This is a genomic window from Xylanibacter ruminicola 23 (assembly GCF_000025925.1).
GTDB lineage: Bacteria > Bacteroidota > Bacteroidia > Bacteroidales > Bacteroidaceae > Prevotella > Prevotella ruminicola.
On record NC_014033.1, the window covers coordinates 476,393 to 492,259 of the forward strand.

At 52.8% G+C, this 15,867-nt stretch carries 15 protein-coding genes and 1 riboswitch; of the genes, 9 read left to right on the forward strand and 6 right to left on the reverse strand.

The features are described from left to right. Positions 1-52: 52 nt before the first annotated feature. From PRU_RS01980 to PRU_RS01995, 4 genes are all read right to left on the reverse strand, one after another. Positions 53-2,065: a transketolase family protein gene (locus PRU_RS01980; RefSeq protein WP_041385547.1), complete on the reverse strand. Its 2,013-nt coding sequence runs from the start codon at positions 2,063-2,065 to the stop codon at positions 53-55. A gap of 120 nt (positions 2,066-2,185) precedes the next feature. Next, positions 2,186-4,648: a glycoside hydrolase family 2 protein gene (locus PRU_RS01985; protein ID WP_013065108.1), complete on the reverse strand. Its 2,463-nt coding sequence runs from the start codon at positions 4,646-4,648 to the stop codon at positions 2,186-2,188. A 114-nt stretch (positions 4,649-4,762) separates the two neighbouring features. Further along, positions 4,763-5,587, reverse strand: a complete 825-nt coding sequence (locus PRU_RS01990) for an ROK family protein (protein WP_013063626.1) — start codon at positions 5,585-5,587, stop codon at positions 4,763-4,765. Continuing rightward, on the reverse strand, positions 5,571-6,881 hold the full coding sequence (locus PRU_RS01995; RefSeq protein WP_013065394.1) for a histidine-type phosphatase: 1,311 nt from the start codon (positions 6,879-6,881) through the stop codon (positions 5,571-5,573). Before PRU_RS01995 ends, PRU_RS01990 begins: the two co-directional genes overlap by 17 nt. A gap of 120 nt (positions 6,882-7,001) precedes the next feature. Between PRU_RS01995 and PRU_RS02000 the strand changes: the two genes are divergently transcribed. Further along, positions 7,002-7,769 (forward strand): nitrilase-related carbon-nitrogen hydrolase, encoded by a 768-nt coding sequence (locus PRU_RS02000; RefSeq protein ID WP_013064056.1) that lies wholly within the window; start codon positions 7,002-7,004, stop codon positions 7,767-7,769. On the opposite strand, the gene PRU_RS02005 is transcribed toward PRU_RS02000, so the two are convergent. Beyond that, positions 7,756-8,652, reverse strand: coding sequence for a cation diffusion facilitator family transporter (locus PRU_RS02005; RefSeq protein ID WP_013064060.1), 897 nt, complete (start codon positions 8,650-8,652; stop codon positions 7,756-7,758). The two genes, PRU_RS02000 and PRU_RS02005, sit on opposite strands and share 14 nt — an antisense overlap. A 94-nt stretch (positions 8,653-8,746) precedes the next feature. Next, positions 8,747-8,849, forward strand: a riboswitch (TPP riboswitch). On the opposite strand from PRU_RS02005, the gene thiS reads away from it, so the two are divergent. From thiS to thiD, 8 genes are all read left to right on the forward strand, one after another. Then, positions 8,836-9,033 (forward strand): sulfur carrier protein ThiS, encoded by a 198-nt coding sequence (gene thiS / locus PRU_RS02010; protein WP_013063548.1) that lies wholly within the window; start codon positions 8,836-8,838, stop codon positions 9,031-9,033. (Overlaps the previous riboswitch by 14 nt.) 5 nt (positions 9,034-9,038) lie before the next feature. Beyond that, on the forward strand, positions 9,039-9,659 hold the full coding sequence (locus tag PRU_RS02015; RefSeq protein ID WP_139294819.1) for a thiamine phosphate synthase: 621 nt from the start codon (positions 9,039-9,041) through the stop codon (positions 9,657-9,659). Next, positions 9,652-10,425, forward strand: a complete 774-nt coding sequence (locus PRU_RS02020) for a thiazole synthase (RefSeq protein ID WP_013064977.1) — start codon at positions 9,652-9,654, stop codon at positions 10,423-10,425. Before PRU_RS02015 ends, PRU_RS02020 begins: the two co-directional genes overlap by 8 nt. Before the next feature lie 20 nt (positions 10,426-10,445). Next, positions 10,446-12,032 (forward strand): phosphomethylpyrimidine synthase ThiC, encoded by a 1,587-nt coding sequence (thiC, locus tag PRU_RS02025; RefSeq protein ID WP_013064194.1) that lies wholly within the window; start codon positions 10,446-10,448, stop codon positions 12,030-12,032. Positions 12,033-12,066: 34 nt separating this feature from the next. Then, positions 12,067-12,867 carry a HesA/MoeB/ThiF family protein gene (locus PRU_RS02030; RefSeq protein ID WP_013063894.1) on the forward strand — a complete coding sequence of 267 codons (801 nt, stop codon included), beginning with the start codon at positions 12,067-12,069 and terminating at the stop codon, positions 12,865-12,867. Between the two features lie 8 nt (positions 12,868-12,875). After that, positions 12,876-14,009 (forward strand): 2-iminoacetate synthase ThiH, encoded by a 1,134-nt coding sequence (gene thiH / locus PRU_RS02035; RefSeq protein ID WP_013065566.1) that lies wholly within the window; start codon positions 12,876-12,878, stop codon positions 14,007-14,009. After that, positions 14,006-14,542 (forward strand): thiamine phosphate synthase, encoded by a 537-nt coding sequence (locus PRU_RS02040; protein WP_013064998.1) that lies wholly within the window; start codon positions 14,006-14,008, stop codon positions 14,540-14,542. The genes thiH and PRU_RS02040 overlap by 4 nt, the downstream gene beginning before the upstream one ends. Beyond that, complete coding sequence (thiD, locus tag PRU_RS02045) at positions 14,533-15,330, forward strand: bifunctional hydroxymethylpyrimidine kinase/phosphomethylpyrimidine kinase (protein ID WP_013065002.1); 798 nt, start codon at positions 14,533-14,535, stop codon at positions 15,328-15,330. The genes PRU_RS02040 and thiD overlap by 10 nt, the downstream gene beginning before the upstream one ends. Positions 15,331-15,416: 86 nt before the next feature. Here the strand turns inward: thiD and PRU_RS02050 are convergent, their stop codons facing one another. Continuing rightward, positions 15,417-15,779 carry a hypothetical protein gene (locus PRU_RS02050; RefSeq protein ID WP_013065539.1) on the reverse strand — a complete coding sequence of 121 codons (363 nt, stop codon included), beginning with the start codon at positions 15,777-15,779 and terminating at the stop codon, positions 15,417-15,419. Between the last annotated feature and the right edge of the window lie 88 nt (positions 15,780-15,867).

The following is a 15,867-nucleotide window of genomic DNA, read 5'->3' on the forward strand; positions in this document are numbered from 1 at the left end:
CAATGAGTAAAATAATTCGTGTTAATTCGCGAAATTCGTGCCAGATTATTAATTAAGCAAGCAATTTCTTAACCTGCTTGTAAACATTCTCGCCGGTGAAGCCGAGCTTCTCGTCGAGCACCTTGTAAGGAGCTGAGAAACCGAAGCTCTCCAGACCCCATACGGTACCGTCGGCACCTACCAGACCCTCGAGGTTAACGGGCAGACCAGCGGTGAGACCGAACTTCTTAACACCTGCGGGCAGTACGCTCTGCTGATACTCCTTGCTCTGGCTGCGGAACAATCCCTCAGAAGGAACGCTAACCACGCGAACCTTAACGCCATCCTCGCGGAGCAGCTTAGCACCAGCCTCGAGGGTAGAAACCTCGGAACCTGAAGCCAACAGGATTACATCGAACTTCTCATCGCTACCAGCTACAACGTAAGCACCCTTAGTGGCCTGGCTGTAGTCGTTGCCCTCAGGCAGCATGTCGATATTCTGACGAGAGAAGATAAGAGCTGTAGGAGTATCAACATTCTCCATAGCCATGCGCCAGCAAACGGTGGTCTCCTCGGCATCGGCAGGACGAACTACCAATACAGAGTTCTTACCGTGGTGGTTCTTCAGCTTCTCCATCAGACGGATCTGTGCCTCCTGCTCTACAGGCTCGTGGGTAGGACCATCCTCACCTACACGGAAGGCATCGTGAGTCCAGATGAACTTAACAGGCAGCTCCATCAGGGCAGCCATACGTACGGCGGGCTTCATGTAATCAGAGAATACAAAGAAGGTACCGCAAGCGGGGATAACACCACCGTGCAGAGCCATACCAATGCAGCAGCAAGCCATGGTGAGCTCGGCTACACCAGCCTCGAAGAAGGCACCGCTGAAGTCGCCACGAACCAGGTCGTGAGTCTTCTTCAAGAAACCGTCGGTCTTATCTGAGTTGCTCAGGTCGGCTGATGCACAAATCATGTTGGGAACCTGCTCAGCGAGAGCTGACAGTACAGTAGCGCTGGCACCACGTGTAGCAGCACCTGCCTTCTGCTCAACCTTGCTCCAGTCGATAACAGGAGCCTTGCCGCTGAACCACTCCTCGAGCTGCTTGGCCTGCTCGGGGTGACCCTTAGCCCACTCAGCCTTCTCGGCATAGCGCTCAGCTACAATCTTCTTCAGCTCCTCGGCACGCTTTGCGTACATCTCCTGAACCTCGGGGAAGATCTGGAATGGGTTCTCGGGATCGGCACCCAGGTTCTTCATGGTGTTGATGTAAGCATCGCCACCGAGAGGAGCACCGTGAGTAGCGCAGTTGCTCTCGTATGAGCTGTTGTCGGCCTTACGGGCACCCTTACCCATTACACAGTGACCGATGATGAGTGATGGGCGGTCCTTCTCGGCCTGAGCCTTCTTGATGGCCTCGCGAATCTGGTCAACATCGTTACCGTTAATCTTCTGTACAAACCAGCCCCATGCCTCGTACTTCTTGGCGGTATCCTCGCAGGTAACCACCTCGGTCTTGGTAGAGAGCTGAATATCGTTAGCGTCGTAGAACATGATGAGGTTGTCGAGTCCCAGGTTACCAGCGATACGACCAGCACCCTGTGAAATCTCCTCCTGTACACCACCGTCAGAGATGTAGGCGTAGATAGTCTGGTTCATGACGTTGCCCAGACGAGCCTTCAGGAACTTAGCGGCGATGGCAGCACCTACTGCGAAACAGTGACCCTGACCGAGAGGACCAGAGGTATTCTCGATGCCGCGCTCAATCTCGCGCTCGGGGTGACCTGGAGTTACTGAACCCCACTGGCGCAGGTTCTTCAGATCCTCGAGAGTGTACTTGCCGATCAAGGCGAGCTGGCTGTACAGCATTGGAGCCATGTGACCTGGATCGAGGAAGAAACGGTCGCGACCCTCCCATGCGGGATTCTCGGGATCGTAAACCAGGAACTCACTGTAAAGGGTGTTGATGAAATCAGCACCGCCCATAGCACCGCCGGGGTGACCCGACTTAGCCTTCTCAACCATCGAAGCAGCAAGGATACGGATATTATCCGCTGCCATGTTCATAACTTTGTTGTCGTTCATAATGAATAATTAATTGAAAAACGTTAAATTTGGGGGCAAAGATACAAAATTATTCCGAAACAAATCACGGTTTCGGAATAATTATTTGATTTGGAGCAAAAAATTATTGTAATTTTACACTTATTGCTTGAAAACTCCTATCTCAACCTTAGTTTTGTCAGTCAAGGATGGCATTCGGCAGGTAACGGTACGCGTTTCGCCTGGGGCCAGCGTCAGGTAGTTGTCGCTCCAGTAGGCGGGGCAAATCAGCTCGCCCTGGTTCTTGGCTGTTAAGCGAATCATAAATGCCACCTTGTCGGTAGGATTGCTTATTTGTACCTGGTAGCCATCGTTGGTGGGAGTGGTAGTCAGCTTCACGTCGGTGGTACACAGGCTGTCGAGCATGGCATACGAGGCGTACTTGGTGATAGGGGTGTGTACCCAGGTGGTCTTGTCCCAATCGTACGTATCCTTCTCGCTTACAATAAAATATTCGTTGGTGATGTCGTCGCCCAGCTTCAGCAGCAGGAAGGCGGCAGGGGCCTGGGCCATATCGATATCAAACACCTTGGTTACCATGCCGGGGGCTATCTCAATCTCCTGGCTGTCGTCGGTGCTCTTGTCGCCTCTCAGCAGTTGCATGCGGGCTGTGGCCTTGGCGGGGTGCAGCGTCTCGTTAACGGCATACACGGCCTTGGTGTAGTAGTCGTAAATCAGCTGCACAGGGGCGTTGGCTTTCTTTACACCGTAGTAGGCGGCATTGGGCTGTTTGTAGTAGTCGTACAACTGCCAGTAAATGCCTGGGCGTGAGCTGTTCAGCATCCACTGGATGATGCCTGTGGTGTGGGGCAATCTTACTCGGAAACTCTCGAACATTGCCTTGGTGCTCTCGTAGTTCAGCATGTCGGCACGGCGCAGGTACTCGTCGATATCCTTGGCCTCGCTAAAGCGGTTGCGAATCACCTCGTTCAGCTGTTTCAGCGAGTTCATGTCGCTGCCCGATGCAGTACACAGAATATTCCAGCGCTGGTCGATGGGGAAGAGGTTGGGGCCTAACATCTTCTGCAGCGACTCTTTCACAGGCAGTTGGGCGCCGATACCCGTCTCAGTATTGAATCCGAATGCGCCTCCAGGAGCATCTGGCAGATACCAGTAGCTGGGACCCACATACTCGTACGGACCGGCCATCTTGGTGCCTGAAGGACCAGATATCTCGCTCGTCTGGTCCTTGGCCGAAATCAGGTACTGGCGATCGTCCTCGGTGCTCAGGAACTGCTGATATTTTTTCTCCAGTTCGGGCTTGGGCAGCATGTCGCTACCTACAAACCAGCCGATGATGGATGGGTGATAGCGCAGCCACATCACCTGATCCTCGAACGAACGGGCTATCAGGTCGATATTCTCTGGGCTCAGTATGCCGCCGTACAGCTCGTCGCAGGGCGAGCCGATATAGTCCTCCCACTCCCAGTGGCAGCTCCAGCCCACCAGGATAAAGAGTCCCAGCTCGTCGCACAGGTCGTACAGGTTCTGCGAGGTACCCCAGAAACCCTCCAGGCGCACGGTATTCATATTCATGTCGCGCACATACTCCAGTTGCTGGCGATTACTCTCGGGTGTGTCGCGCAGGTAGATATCATCGGTCCAACCGGCACCACGCAGCAGCACGGGCTGTCCATTCAGCGAAAAGGCGCGATAACCCTCGTCGGTGAGGTAGCTTTTTATCTCGCGAATACCAAATCGCACATCTTCGAAATCCGAAATTTTGTGGTCCTCGGCAAACTCAATGTGCAAATCACACAGTTCGGGCTTGCCCATATTGTGGCACCACCACAATTTGGGCTTGTTGATATGTATTTCGGTAGGACTTACAAAGCGTTTCTTCTCGCCAGGAGCCAGACTTACGCGGTAGTTGAACTTCTGTCCGTCGGCAGTACCCTGCACGGTGCCTTCGACGGGCTTGTCCGACAGGTTGCGCAGTTCGGTGGCGATGGTGAGCCAGGCCTCGTTCAGCGTTTCGGTGTTTACACGCGAACGTACGGCTGAGTGCGACAGGGCCACATTGCCGCAGGTTTTTACACGCACCTCGCGGTAGATACCCATGTTCTCGTCGGCAGGGCGCGGATTCCAGTCGGCAAAACCGATGTTGGGTTCGCCGGGCTGTGCACGAAACACCTCAACCTCCAGCTTGTTCTGTTGGGCAATCTCGTTGGTTACATCATACTCAAACTGTCGGAACGCGCCGTACATCTCCTTGCTGTTGGCTATCTGCTTGCCGTTAAGCCATACGTTGGCGCGGTAGCTGATACCATCGAAGTTCAGCACCGCATGTTCGCCCTCGTTGAGTGGTTGCAGATCGAAAGTGGTGCGGTACTTCCAGCTTTTATCAAACTGTGTTTTGTTAATCCTGGCATAGTCGTCGGCAGTAAGTGCCTCGGGTTCTATGCCGTTGGCAGTGAGCGTACCCATCAGGGTGCCAGGCACTTGGGCTGGTATCCAACCATCGGGTGTTTCTACCTCCCAGTTCATATCCAATGTCTTATGCTCGGTACATGCAGCAGCCACAACCGCCAGCATCCCCGCCGCCAAAATAGTTTTAAGTTTCATATTTTAATGTTAATACTTCGTATTGAGCCTGCTCACGCTCGACAAAGCCCAAGCAAGCTTGGCTCTGTTCTCGCTTAATCGCAGCCTTTAATGTTAATGTTTAATGTTTAATGTTTAATGTAAAGCTGCGGCTCCCAGCATGGCAGCGTTTGGTAAGGTTGATGGCTGGATGCGGGTGGCAGCTACGTTCTCGGGGTAGGGGAAGGTGCTGAGCTGCTGGCGCATGGGCGCTTCGTAAAGTGCGAATGCGTTGGCTATGCCGCCACCGATGATGATGGCTTCGGGGGCATAGGTAAACAGCACCGCCTTCATCAGGTTGCCCACATGCGTGCCAAACTCCTGCCACACAGCCAGCGCCTCCTTGTCGCCAGCCAAAGCCAACTTGGCAAAGTTAGCACCTGTGTCGCCATGCAGCTTACTGAAGAATCGGCTACTGCAGTAAAACTCGTAGTCGGCATCCAGATAGGGCAGCGAACCTATCTCGCCAGCCCCCGTGTTCACGCCGTTATACAGTTTGCCATCGATGATGATACCTGCGCCAATGCCGGTACCTATCGTCAGGCCCACCATATTCTGCGTGCCCTTGCCCTCGCCATAGCGCCAGGCACCCAAGGCAAAGCAGTTGGCATCGTTGTTAACGGCTACGGGCACACTAAAGTCGTTTTCGAGAATCTCCTTCAGGTGTACCTCCTGCCACGAGGGGATATTGGCCACATTATATACGATGCCCTGCTGGCAATCTACCACCGAAGGCACACCCACACCAATGCCCGTTACCTCGGGGCGCATCAGCTGGGAAATCTGTCGCTTCAGTTGGGCAAGCACCACCTCCTCGGGCTCCTGTGCGGGGCAGGGCTCTATCACGGTATCAACCACCGTGGCGCCATCGGTCAGTCCAACACGCATGTTGGTACCGCCTAAATCAATCGCTATTTTCATCTTTATAGGTTACGTTTGCTTGTTTCAAAATGTTACGATAATAGGCCGAAACATCCTTCCAATGGTAGAAGGGGTAGCAGTCGGTCTGGATGGGGATGGATGTCTCGTTCTCGTTCATCAGGAATTTAACCAGGATATCATCCGAGCCCTGCTTGCGGAAGAAGATAAGCTGCACGTTACCTGCCATGGGGATGAGTCGGAACAGGGCAAATGTGTTATGCAGATTCTCCATATCCTGCGTGCCACCCAGAGCCTCTTTCATACCTAATATATATGAGAAAGGTAGCAGCACGCTGTCGTGACCGAAGCGCAGGCGCACCTGTTTCTTACCCGAAGCTATCATGAGGTCGGCCTCGTCGAGGAAGTTCTTCAGCAGCGGATAGATGGCGTAGTAGTTGGGGCGCGAACCAGGCATCAATCCCTCCCACAGGCACCAGCTGGCATTGTAAACATAAAAGCCGTCGATAAGTTCGTCGGTGGTAAACAGGTCGTTGAACGACAGATTCAACTCGGGCAGACAATGCATGTTCGAGGCGATGTTCCACAAGCCATCGGCCAGCTTGTAGCCATCCACAAATCCTTCCAGTTGTTTGGAATCCTTAAACAGCATCTGCATCTGGTAGCGTCCGTTCAGCTTTTCGTGGCGGAACTTGTCCAGCTTGTCGTACAGATGTCCGTCGATACCTTTCTTGGGGATGAAAATACTGTCGTTGGGTATCAGGTAGTACATATCGTGTTCGCTGGCATCCATTGTGATGCTGAGCTTTGGATTCATGCTCTTCAGTTCCTGACAGAAGTTGGCCATCGAGAGCATGCAGCGACGAACGGTTGATGAGTTGGCTTTTACCTCAACGGGCTGCATCAGTAGCTGTGGGTAGTTGGTAGCCAGTCGGTGGGCTATGCCCTGATGCTGTCGGGCACCCAGCTTAGTCAGGTCGCCATCGCGATGCCATGCATCGGCAGCAGCCAGTTTTATACGTTGCAGCACCTCTACGCCTTTGGGTGTAAGCCAGCCGCGCGCCTGGGCGGTATCCATCTTGCCAATCACGTATTTGTAGGCATTGTCGTCGGTCATATAACGGGCACCGTGACGGCCGTAATGACTCACGTAGAATGGTTCGTAACCTGCAGGTGCGGGTGTTACTGTTCCCTTGGGCAGAGGGTAATTACAATAGTTGCCGGTAGCCAACTCCATGTTAGCCAACAGTTCGGCCTTTGATGTCTGGGCCTGCATGGGCGCACAGAGCATCGTAGCTGTAAAAGCACAGATAAAGGTTTGTTTTAAATGATTCATAAACTGTTTTGAATAGTTGATTTGTGGCGCAAATATACATTATTTTTCTATAAGGTGGTGCATTTTTTTAGTTTTTTTTGTATCTTTGCCGCCACATTATATTAATAAGGTATAAAGATTATGAAGATAGCGATTGTACAACACGATATACCCAGTAGCAATTTTTTTAATAATATGGACCGTTTGGATCCGTTGTTAAATCAGCAGCCGGGTGCCGATATGTATGTGTTGCCAGAAACCTTTGCCACAGGTTTTATGGCCGAGGGCTATGTAGGTGGGGTGGGTGCTCCGGCTCACTTTATGTTGCAGTGGATGGCGTACCAGGCCATGCTGCATAATGCCGCCATAGTAGGTAGTGTGGCAAAAAAAGATACAGAGGGATTGCTGCGTAATCGCTTGATTTTTATGCATCCTGATGGCAAGTACGACTATTACGATAAGCGCCATTTGTTTACGTATGCTGGCGAAACAAAGGATTATGTGCCAGGCGATCGCCGTGTGGTAGTAGAGTGGGGTGGTGTGCGTTTCCTGCTGCAGGTGTGCTACGATTTGCGATTCCCGGTGTTTTCGCGTTCGCGTGGCGATTACGACGCCATCATCTATGTAGCCAACTGGCCCGAACAGCGTCAGGATGCCTGGCAAACGCTGCTGAAGGCACGTGCCATCGAGAATCAGTGCTATGTGATAGGCGTAAACCGTGTGGGTAGCGATGCTGCTTGTAAGTATATTGGTGGTTCGGTGGTGATTGATGCCTATGGCCGCACCATCGCCCAGTGTGCCGATGGTGAGGAGGGTATTGCTACCGTTGAACTCGACATGGAACAGCTGCAGCGTTTCCGTAAGAAGTTCCCTGTGCTGGACGATGCCGACGAGTTTAATGTTCTCTGATGCTTTTTGGTTCTACGTGTACCGATATGTGGGTTTCCTTGCCGTAGTGTTCGCGTAGGATATTCTCCACTTCTTCGCTTTTGTTGTGAGCCTCGCGCAAACTGATGTCGTCGTCCATCAGTATGTGCAGTTCTATGGCGTAATGATTGCCTATTCGGCGCGTGTGCAGATCGTGTGGCTCTGTAACGCCAGGTATCGATCCTGCCAGCTGCAGAATCTCGCTCTCAACCTCATCGGGCAGCGAATGCTCCATCAGGTCGCCAATGCCATTACGCAGCAGGTCTATCGCCACCTTAATAATAAATAGGCCCACGATGATACCTGCCATGGGATCGAGCACCGTCCATCGTTCACCTAAGAAGATGGCGCCACCAATGCCGATGGCTGTGCCTATACTCGACAGGGCATCGCTGCGGTGATGCCAGGCGTTGGCCTCTACTGCCTGCGAGTTCAGCTTGCGGGCCTGCACCATCGAGTAGTGGAACACCGCCTCCTTGAGTACAATCGAAAGAAGTGCAGCCCATAGCGCCAGCATGCCTGGTGCCTCTAAGGTGCCGCCCTGTGCCCAATGGATAATTTTGGTGAGTGCGCTGTACACAATACCTACGGCTACTATCAGTAGTGCCAACCCAATCAGTGTGGTGGCCAGCGTTTCGTATTTACCATGCCCGTACTCGTGCGATTTGTCGGTAGGTTTGCCGCTGATGCGCACAAACACCAGCACGATGATATCTGTGACAAAGTCGGACAGCGAGTGCACCGCATCGGCAATCATTGCCGCACTATGTCCCACAATGCCCGCCACAAACTTAAACAGCAGTAGCACCACATTTACCGCGCCACCCACCATTGTTACCTTATATATCTCTTTATTTCTTTTCATTGTAGTGCAAAAGTAGTAAATTGATAGCAAATAGCAAAAAAAACTGCGATTTATTTGTCAGATAGAAATAAAAACATTACTTTTGCAGCGCAAAATTAAATATTCGGGGTGCTGAGGCATGTGCCAAAGCTGAGAAAATACCCATAGAACCTGATACGGGTAATGCCGTCGGAGGAATGCAATATGAAAGTAAGGATTAACAACAAACAACACGAGACGCAAGCCAAAACTGTATCCGAGCTTGCCGCCCAATTGCAGTTGCCCGCCAAAGGTGTGGCAATAGCTATCGATAATGAGTTGAAACCGCGCACTACTTGGGATGACACCATCCTGCAAGAGGGCGCCACTATCACTATTATCAAAGCTGCATGCGGGGGGTAAGGGCTATGTTACAGTTTATATCTCACTACACTGATAAGTATAGCTATCTGGACAGCATCCGTCTTGCCTTGCAGGGTGGTTGCCGATGGATACAGCTGCGCATGAAGGACGCTACCGACGATGAGGTGCGCCCTGTTGCGATTGAGGCCCAGAAGCTATGTAAGCAGTATGGCGCTACGTTTATTATCGACGATCGCGTGGCATTAGTAAAGGAGTTGCAGGCCGATGGTGTGCATCTGGGTAAGAACGATATGCCCATTAGCGAGGCACGCCGCCAGTTAGGCCCCGATTATATCATAGGTGGAACAGCTAACACCATCTGGGATGTAAAAGCCCACTATGCGGCTGGTGCCGACTACATTGGCTGTGGCCCCTTCCGCTTTACTACCACCAAGCAGAAGTTGTCGCCGGTATTAGGACTGGATGGCTACCGACGGATTATTATCGAGATGCGTGCGGCGCATATCGACATACCCATTGTGGCTATCGGCGGTATTACCAAGGACGATATACCCGCCATACTGGCAACCGGCATCACCGGCATTGCCCTGAGTGGTACGGTGCTAAGGGCTGCGAACCCCATTGACGAAATGAAACACTTAACAAACATAGTTAATCATGAGTAAATTAGTAATTGCAGGACGGGAGTTTAACTCTCGTTTGTTTCTGGGCACAGGCAAGTTTAACAACAATGTGCTGATGGCCCAGGCTATCGAGGCTTCGGGATCGGAGATGGTTACCGTTGCCATGAAACGTGTGGAACTCGACGACAAGAACGACGATTTGCTGACACACATCACCCAGAACCCACGTATACAACTGCTACCCAATACCTCGGGTGTGCGTAATGCTGAAGAGGCGGTGTTTGCTGCCCAGATGGCCCGCGAGGCCTTTGGCACCAACTGGTTGAAGTTGGAGATACACCCCGACCCACGCTACTTGTTGCCCGACTCGGTTGAGACGCTGAAGGCCACCGAGCAGTTGGTAAAACTGGGCTTTGTGGTGCTGCCATACTGCCAGGCCGACCCTACGCTGTGTAAGCATCTGGAAGAGGCTGGTGCGGCTACGGTGATGCCACTGGCTGCCCCCATCGGTACCAACAAGGGTTTGAGAATGAAGGATTTTCTGCAGATTATCATCGACCAGGCCACGGTGCCTGTAGTGGTTGATGCCGGTATTGGTGCCCCCAGTCATGCTGCCGAGGCCATGGAGATGGGTGCCGACTGCGTGCTGGTGAATACCGCCATTGCCGTTGCAGGCGATCCCGTAAAAATGGCTGATGCCTTCCGTCAGGCTGTCATCGCCGGTCGCCAGGCCTTCGAGGCAGGCTTAGGAGCCATCGCCGATTGCGCCGAAGCTTCGAGCCCACTCACGGCGTTTTTAAATGTTTAATGTTTAATGTTTAATTTTTAATGATAAACGATCACAAGGCCTATGCTCAGAGAGAGAAGGCTTATATGCAAGGAAATTTGTATCCTGATGTAAAGGTGGGTATGACCAAGGTGAACCTGACACCAACGGTGACGAAGGATGCCGATGGCAAAACCCACGTAGAGAAGAACGAACCAGTGTATATCTACGATACCAGCGGTCCTTATACCGACCCCAACTATACGGTTGACCTGAAGAAGGGACTGCCACCCATGCGCCAGCAGTGGATTGCCGATCGTGCTCAGAAGGGGCAGGGCATCACCCAGATGGCGTGTGCCAAGGCAGGCATCATCACTCCCGAGATGGAGTATGTGGCCATTCGCGAAAACATGAACTGCCAGGCACTGGGTATCGAGAGTCATATCACTCCCGAATACGTACGCCAGGAGGTGGCACGCGGACGTGCCGTTATCCCCGCTAACATCCATCACCCCGAGAGCGAGCCGATGATTATCGGACGCAACTTTGCGGTGAAAATCAATACCAATATCGGTAATTCGGCCACGACATCGAGCATCGATGAAGAGGTGGATAAGGCCGTTTGGTCGTGTAAGTGGGGTGGCGACACGCTGATGGACCTCTCAACGGGTAACAACATTCACGAAACCCGCGAGTGGATTCTGCGTAACTGTCCTGTACCCGTAGGCACCGTGCCCATCTATCAGGCTTTGGAAAAGGTGGATGGCAAGGTGGAAGACCTCTCGTGGGAGGTGTATCGCGACACACTCATCGAACAGTGCGAGCAGGGTGTGGATTACTTTACCATCCATGCCGGCATCCGTCGCCACAACGTGCACCTGGCCGATAGCAGATTGTGCGGTATCGTGAGTCGTGGCGGTAGCATTATGAGCAAGTGGTGCCTGCTGCACGATAAGGAGAGCTTCCTGTATGAGCACTTTGATGATATCTGCGATATTGTGGCCAAATATGATGTGGCCCTGTCGCTGGGCGATGGTTTGCGCCCTGGCTGTACAGCCGATGCCAACGATGCCGCCCAGTTTGCCGAACTCGACACCATGGGCGAGCTGGTGGTACGTGCCTGGGAGAAGAATGTGCAGGCCTTTATCGAGGGTCCCGGTCATGTGCCCATGCATAAAATCAAGGAGAACATGGAGCGCCAGTTGGAGAAGTGCCACGAGGCACCATTCTACACCCTCGGACCTATTGTTACCGATATCGCTCCTGGCTACGATCATATTACCAGTGCCATCGGTGGTGCGCAGATAGCCTGGCTGGGAACTGCCATGCTCTGCTACGTAACCCCCAAGGAGCATCTGGCCCTGCCTAATAAGGATGATGTGCGCGCAGGTATCATTGCCTATAAGATAGCTGCCCATGCAGCCGACCTGGCAAAGGGACACCCCGGTGCCACCATCCGCGATAACGCCCTGTCGAAAGCCCGTTTCGAGTTCCGTTGGCGCGACCAGTTCCACCTGTCGTTGGATCCCGAACTGGCGCTGCAGTATTTCACCGAGGCAGGACATACCGATGGCGAGTACTGCACCATGTGCGGCCCTAACTTCTGCGCTGCCAAGCTCACGCACGATTTGAGGAAGATTAAACATTAAACATTAAACATTAAACATTAAACATTAAACTTTAATGGAACTAACGAGTGAACAATGTAGGCGTTATAACCGCCACTTGATACTGGAAGGTTTCGGACCTGAGGCACAAAGCAAACTGCTGCAGGCCAAGGTGCTGCTGGTGGGGGCAGGGGGCTTAGGCTCGCCTGTGGCCCTGTATCTGGCAGCAGCTGGTGTGGGCACCATCGGTGTGGTGGATGGCGATACCGTGAGTATAACCAACCTGCAGCGCCAGGTGCTGCACAGCACTCCCGATGTGGGGCGCCCCAAGGTGGATGTGGCCAAGGAGCGCATGCTGGCCATCAACCCCGATGTGCATGTGGAGACCTACGAATACTATCTGAGCGAGACCAATGCCATGGAGCTGATTAAGCCCTACGATTTTGTGATCGACGGTACCGACAACTTTGCCCCCAAGTATCTGGTAAACGATGCCTGCGTGATGCTTAACAAGGCCTTTACCATGGGTGGTATCAGCAAATATAGCGGACAGCTGATGACCCATGTGCCTGGTTCGGCCTGCTACCGTTGCCTGTTCCCCGAGCCCCCTGCCAAGCAGGATGTGGAGACCTGCGCCATGGTGGGCGTGTTAGGCTCGATAGCCGGCATGTTAGGTACCGTGCAGGCCACCGAGTGCTTGAAATACTTAGCTGGGGTGGGCCAGTTGCTCACCAACAGTATGCTTACCTTCGATGCCCTCAGCATGCAGTGGCAGCGCTTCGACTTTGGCAAGCGTGAAAGCTGCGAACTCTGTGGCACTCATCCTTCGATACACCAGTTGAAGGAGTATGCTTTCAAACCCTGTAAATCAAAATAAACGAAAAAATGTTTAGTGACGAACTTAAAAACATTAGTTGGCAGGAAACCACCGAGCGCATAGCCAGCATGACCGATGCCGATGTGCGCCGCGCCTTAGGCAAGAGTCGCTGCGATGTGAACGACTTTATGGCCCTGCTATCGCCTGCAGCCGAACCTTACTTAGAGCAGATGGCCCGACTCTCGCGTAAATACACCGAGGAGCGTTTCGGGCGCACCATGTCGATGTTTATCCCGCTGTATATCACCAACTCGTGTTCCAACTCGTGTGTGTACTGCGGCTTTCATCGCGAAAACCCTATGGCACGCACCATCCTGACACCCGAACAGATTGAGGACGAGTACCGTGCCATCAAGCAGTTGGCACCTTTCGAGAACATCCTGCTGGTAACCGGCGAGAATCCAGCCAAGGCGGGAGTGCCTTATCTGGCAAAAGCTATCGATATTGCCAAGCGCTACTTCTCGAACATCAAGATCGAGGTGATGCCGCTGAAGATGGAGGAATACCGCGAGCTGACCCACCACGGACTGAACGGTGTGATCTGCTTTCAGGAAACCTACAACCGCGAGCACTACCAGCTGTACCACCCACGCGGCATGAAGAGCCGTTTTGAATGGCGTTGCGACGGGTTCGACCGTATGGGGCAGGCTGGCGTACACTCTATCGGTATGGGTGTGCTTATCGGTCTGGAGAAAGAGTGGCGCACCGATGTGACGATGATGGCGCACCACCTGCGCTATCTGCAGAAGCACTACTGGCGCACCAAGTACAGCATTAACTTCCCCCGTATGCGCCCGGCCCAGAACGAGGGATTCCAGCCCAACTGTTTTATGACTGATCGCGAACTGGCACAAGCCACGTTTGCCATGCGTATCTTCGACCACGATGTCGACATCTCGTACAGCACCCGCGAACCCGCTTACATCCGCGACAACATGTGTACCTTAGGTGTAACCACCATGTCGGCCGAGAGCCATGTGAACCCTGGTGGCTACCACACCTATCCACAGGCTTTGGAGCAGTTTACGGTTAGCGATGAGCGTACGGCTAAGGTGATTAACACCCGATTGAAGGAACTGGGTCGCGAGCCCGTTTGGAAGGATTGGGATGCCTCGTTCGACATGTGTAAAAAGTGTGTATGATTATCGTAATTACACGCCCTGATTTCTTCGAGGGCGAAGCCGCTAAGATTGCCCAGCTGCTGCAAAGCGGCAGGGCCGATCTGGTACATATACGTAAACCTAGAGCCAGCCAGAGCGAGGTAGAGCAGCTATTATTTTCCATTCCCACAGAGCTCTACTCGCGTCTGGTATTACACGATCATCACTCGCTGGCCATCAAGTATGGCTTGCGAGGGGTGCATCTTAACAGTCGTAACCCCGAGCCGCCAGCAGGGTGGAGTGGGGCAGTAAGCATCTCGTGCCACACCCTGAGCGAGCTGTCGGAGTGCCGCCGAAAGCCTTATGCCTACATGAGTCTGAGTCCTATCTTCGACAGTATCTCAAAGCGCGGCTATCGTTCAGCATTTTCTGCCGACGATATTGCTGCAGCCCGCAGTCAGGGACTTATCGATGAACGGGTGATGGCACTGGGCGGCATTACATTCGATAAAATAACTGAAATTAAAGAAATGGGCTTTGGAGGAGCCATGATCCTCGGCGACGCATGGAGGTAGTATTATCAATAGCCGGTAGCGACCCATCGGCAGGTGCCGGCATTCAGCAGGACCTGAAAACCATTACAGCCCATGGTTGTTATGGGGCTACGGTGATTACATCTGTCACCGCACAAAACACGTTAGGTGTACAGGCAGCCATGCCTGTGCCACCCGAAGTGGTAGGCCAGCAGCTGCGGGCTGTACTTTCCGATCTGGAGCCTAAGGCCATCAAGATTGGTATGTTGCCTGATGCCGAGGTGGCTCAGGTGGTAGCCGACGAACTGCGCACCTATCTGGCTCAGCACCCCGTGCCGGTGGTTTACGATCCCGTGATGGTATCCACCAGCGGTTATCCGCTGATGGCATCCGAAGCCATACAGGTGGTGGTCAGCAAGCTGTTCCCGCTCTGCACACTCATCACGCCCAACCTGCCCGAAACTAACCGCCTGCTGCAACTCATCGAAAAGCCCGTCTCCTCGTCGTTTGTACAGGTGGCTGGCGAAACCCTGGCGCGGCATTTCGGTTGCGCTTTTCTGCTCAAGGGTGGGCATGCCGATAAGCCGCAGATGATAGATTTGCTGTTCGAACCCGATGGCAGCCTAAGCACGTTTGCCACCGAGCGTATTGCTACCAGCAATCTGCACGGTACAGGCTGCACGCTCTCGTCGGCCATTGCATCCAACTTAGCCTTAGGTCACCCGCTACCCGAGGCGGTGGGTAAAGCCAAGCAGTTTATTACCGAGGCTATCCGCAAGTCGGCAGCTATCCGTATCGGGCATGGTAACGGTCCGCTACAGATGCCGTAACTTTCAGAACATCAAAAAAGGACACCCTCCGTTACCGGATGGATGTCCTACTATCCCATGGATTAGAATTATATAAATCTCTCTTTTTACTTGTTCAGACCGCGGTTGTTGAGTGTGATGTTCAACAACATGAGGTACTTCTTCATCTGCTCGGCGTTCAGAACGCGTCTCATGCGCTTAACATCAGTGTTAATGGCGTCCTTAACCATAGCCTCGCGATCAGCATTACCATACTGTGCAGCATAAGTCATCTCAGTGCTGAACACGTGGTGAATGTTCTCAACGGCAGCCTTCTGCTCGTCGGCCAGCTTCAGAGCGTCAGAGAGCTTGTTGATATTGATATCCATCTTGTAAGCCTCTACGTTTGCTACAGCGTTAGTGTTCTCACCCTCGGCAAATGCGGTTGTCATACTCAGCATTGCAACTAATGTCAAAATCATCTTTTTCATCTTTTTACCCTTTCTTAATTTTACTCAGTCGGCCTTTCACGGTCGGCCTACTTTAAACATTTTTGTTATCCTTTGTTTCTTTTTGACG

Coding starts and splice junctions, on each gene's coding strand:
- PRU_RS02020 (WP_013064977.1), top strand. CDS start 9,652: ATGAGTAAATTAGTAATTGCAGGACGGGAGTTTAACTCTCGTTTGTTT.
- PRU_RS01995 (WP_013065394.1), bottom strand. CDS start 6,881: ATGAATCATTTAAAACAAACCTTTATCTGTGCTTTTACAGCTACGATG.
- PRU_RS02000 (WP_013064056.1), top strand. CDS start 7,002: ATGAAGATAGCGATTGTACAACACGATATACCCAGTAGCAATTTTTTT.
- PRU_RS02015 (WP_139294819.1), top strand. CDS start 9,039: ATGTTACAGTTTATATCTCACTACACTGATAAGTATAGCTATCTGGAC.
- PRU_RS01985 (WP_013065108.1), bottom strand. CDS start 4,648: ATGAAACTTAAAACTATTTTGGCGGCGGGGATGCTGGCGGTTGTGGCT.
- thiS (WP_013063548.1), top strand. CDS start 8,836: ATGAAAGTAAGGATTAACAACAAACAACACGAGACGCAAGCCAAAACT.
- thiH (WP_013065566.1), top strand. CDS start 12,876: ATGTTTAGTGACGAACTTAAAAACATTAGTTGGCAGGAAACCACCGAG.
- thiD (WP_013065002.1), top strand. CDS start 14,533: ATGGAGGTAGTATTATCAATAGCCGGTAGCGACCCATCGGCAGGTGCC.
- PRU_RS02040 (WP_013064998.1), top strand. CDS start 14,006: ATGATTATCGTAATTACACGCCCTGATTTCTTCGAGGGCGAAGCCGCT.
- PRU_RS01980 (WP_041385547.1), bottom strand. CDS start 2,065: ATGAACGACAACAAAGTTATGAACATGGCAGCGGATAATATCCGTATC.
- PRU_RS01990 (WP_013063626.1), bottom strand. CDS start 5,587: ATGAAAATAGCGATTGATTTAGGCGGTACCAACATGCGTGTTGGACTG.
- PRU_RS02030 (WP_013063894.1), top strand. CDS start 12,067: ATGGAACTAACGAGTGAACAATGTAGGCGTTATAACCGCCACTTGATA.
- thiC (WP_013064194.1), top strand. CDS start 10,446: ATGATAAACGATCACAAGGCCTATGCTCAGAGAGAGAAGGCTTATATG.
- PRU_RS02050 (WP_013065539.1), bottom strand. CDS start 15,779: ATGAAAAAGATGATTTTGACATTAGTTGCAATGCTGAGTATGACAACC.
- PRU_RS02005 (WP_013064060.1), bottom strand. CDS start 8,652: ATGAAAAGAAATAAAGAGATATATAAGGTAACAATGGTGGGTGGCGCG.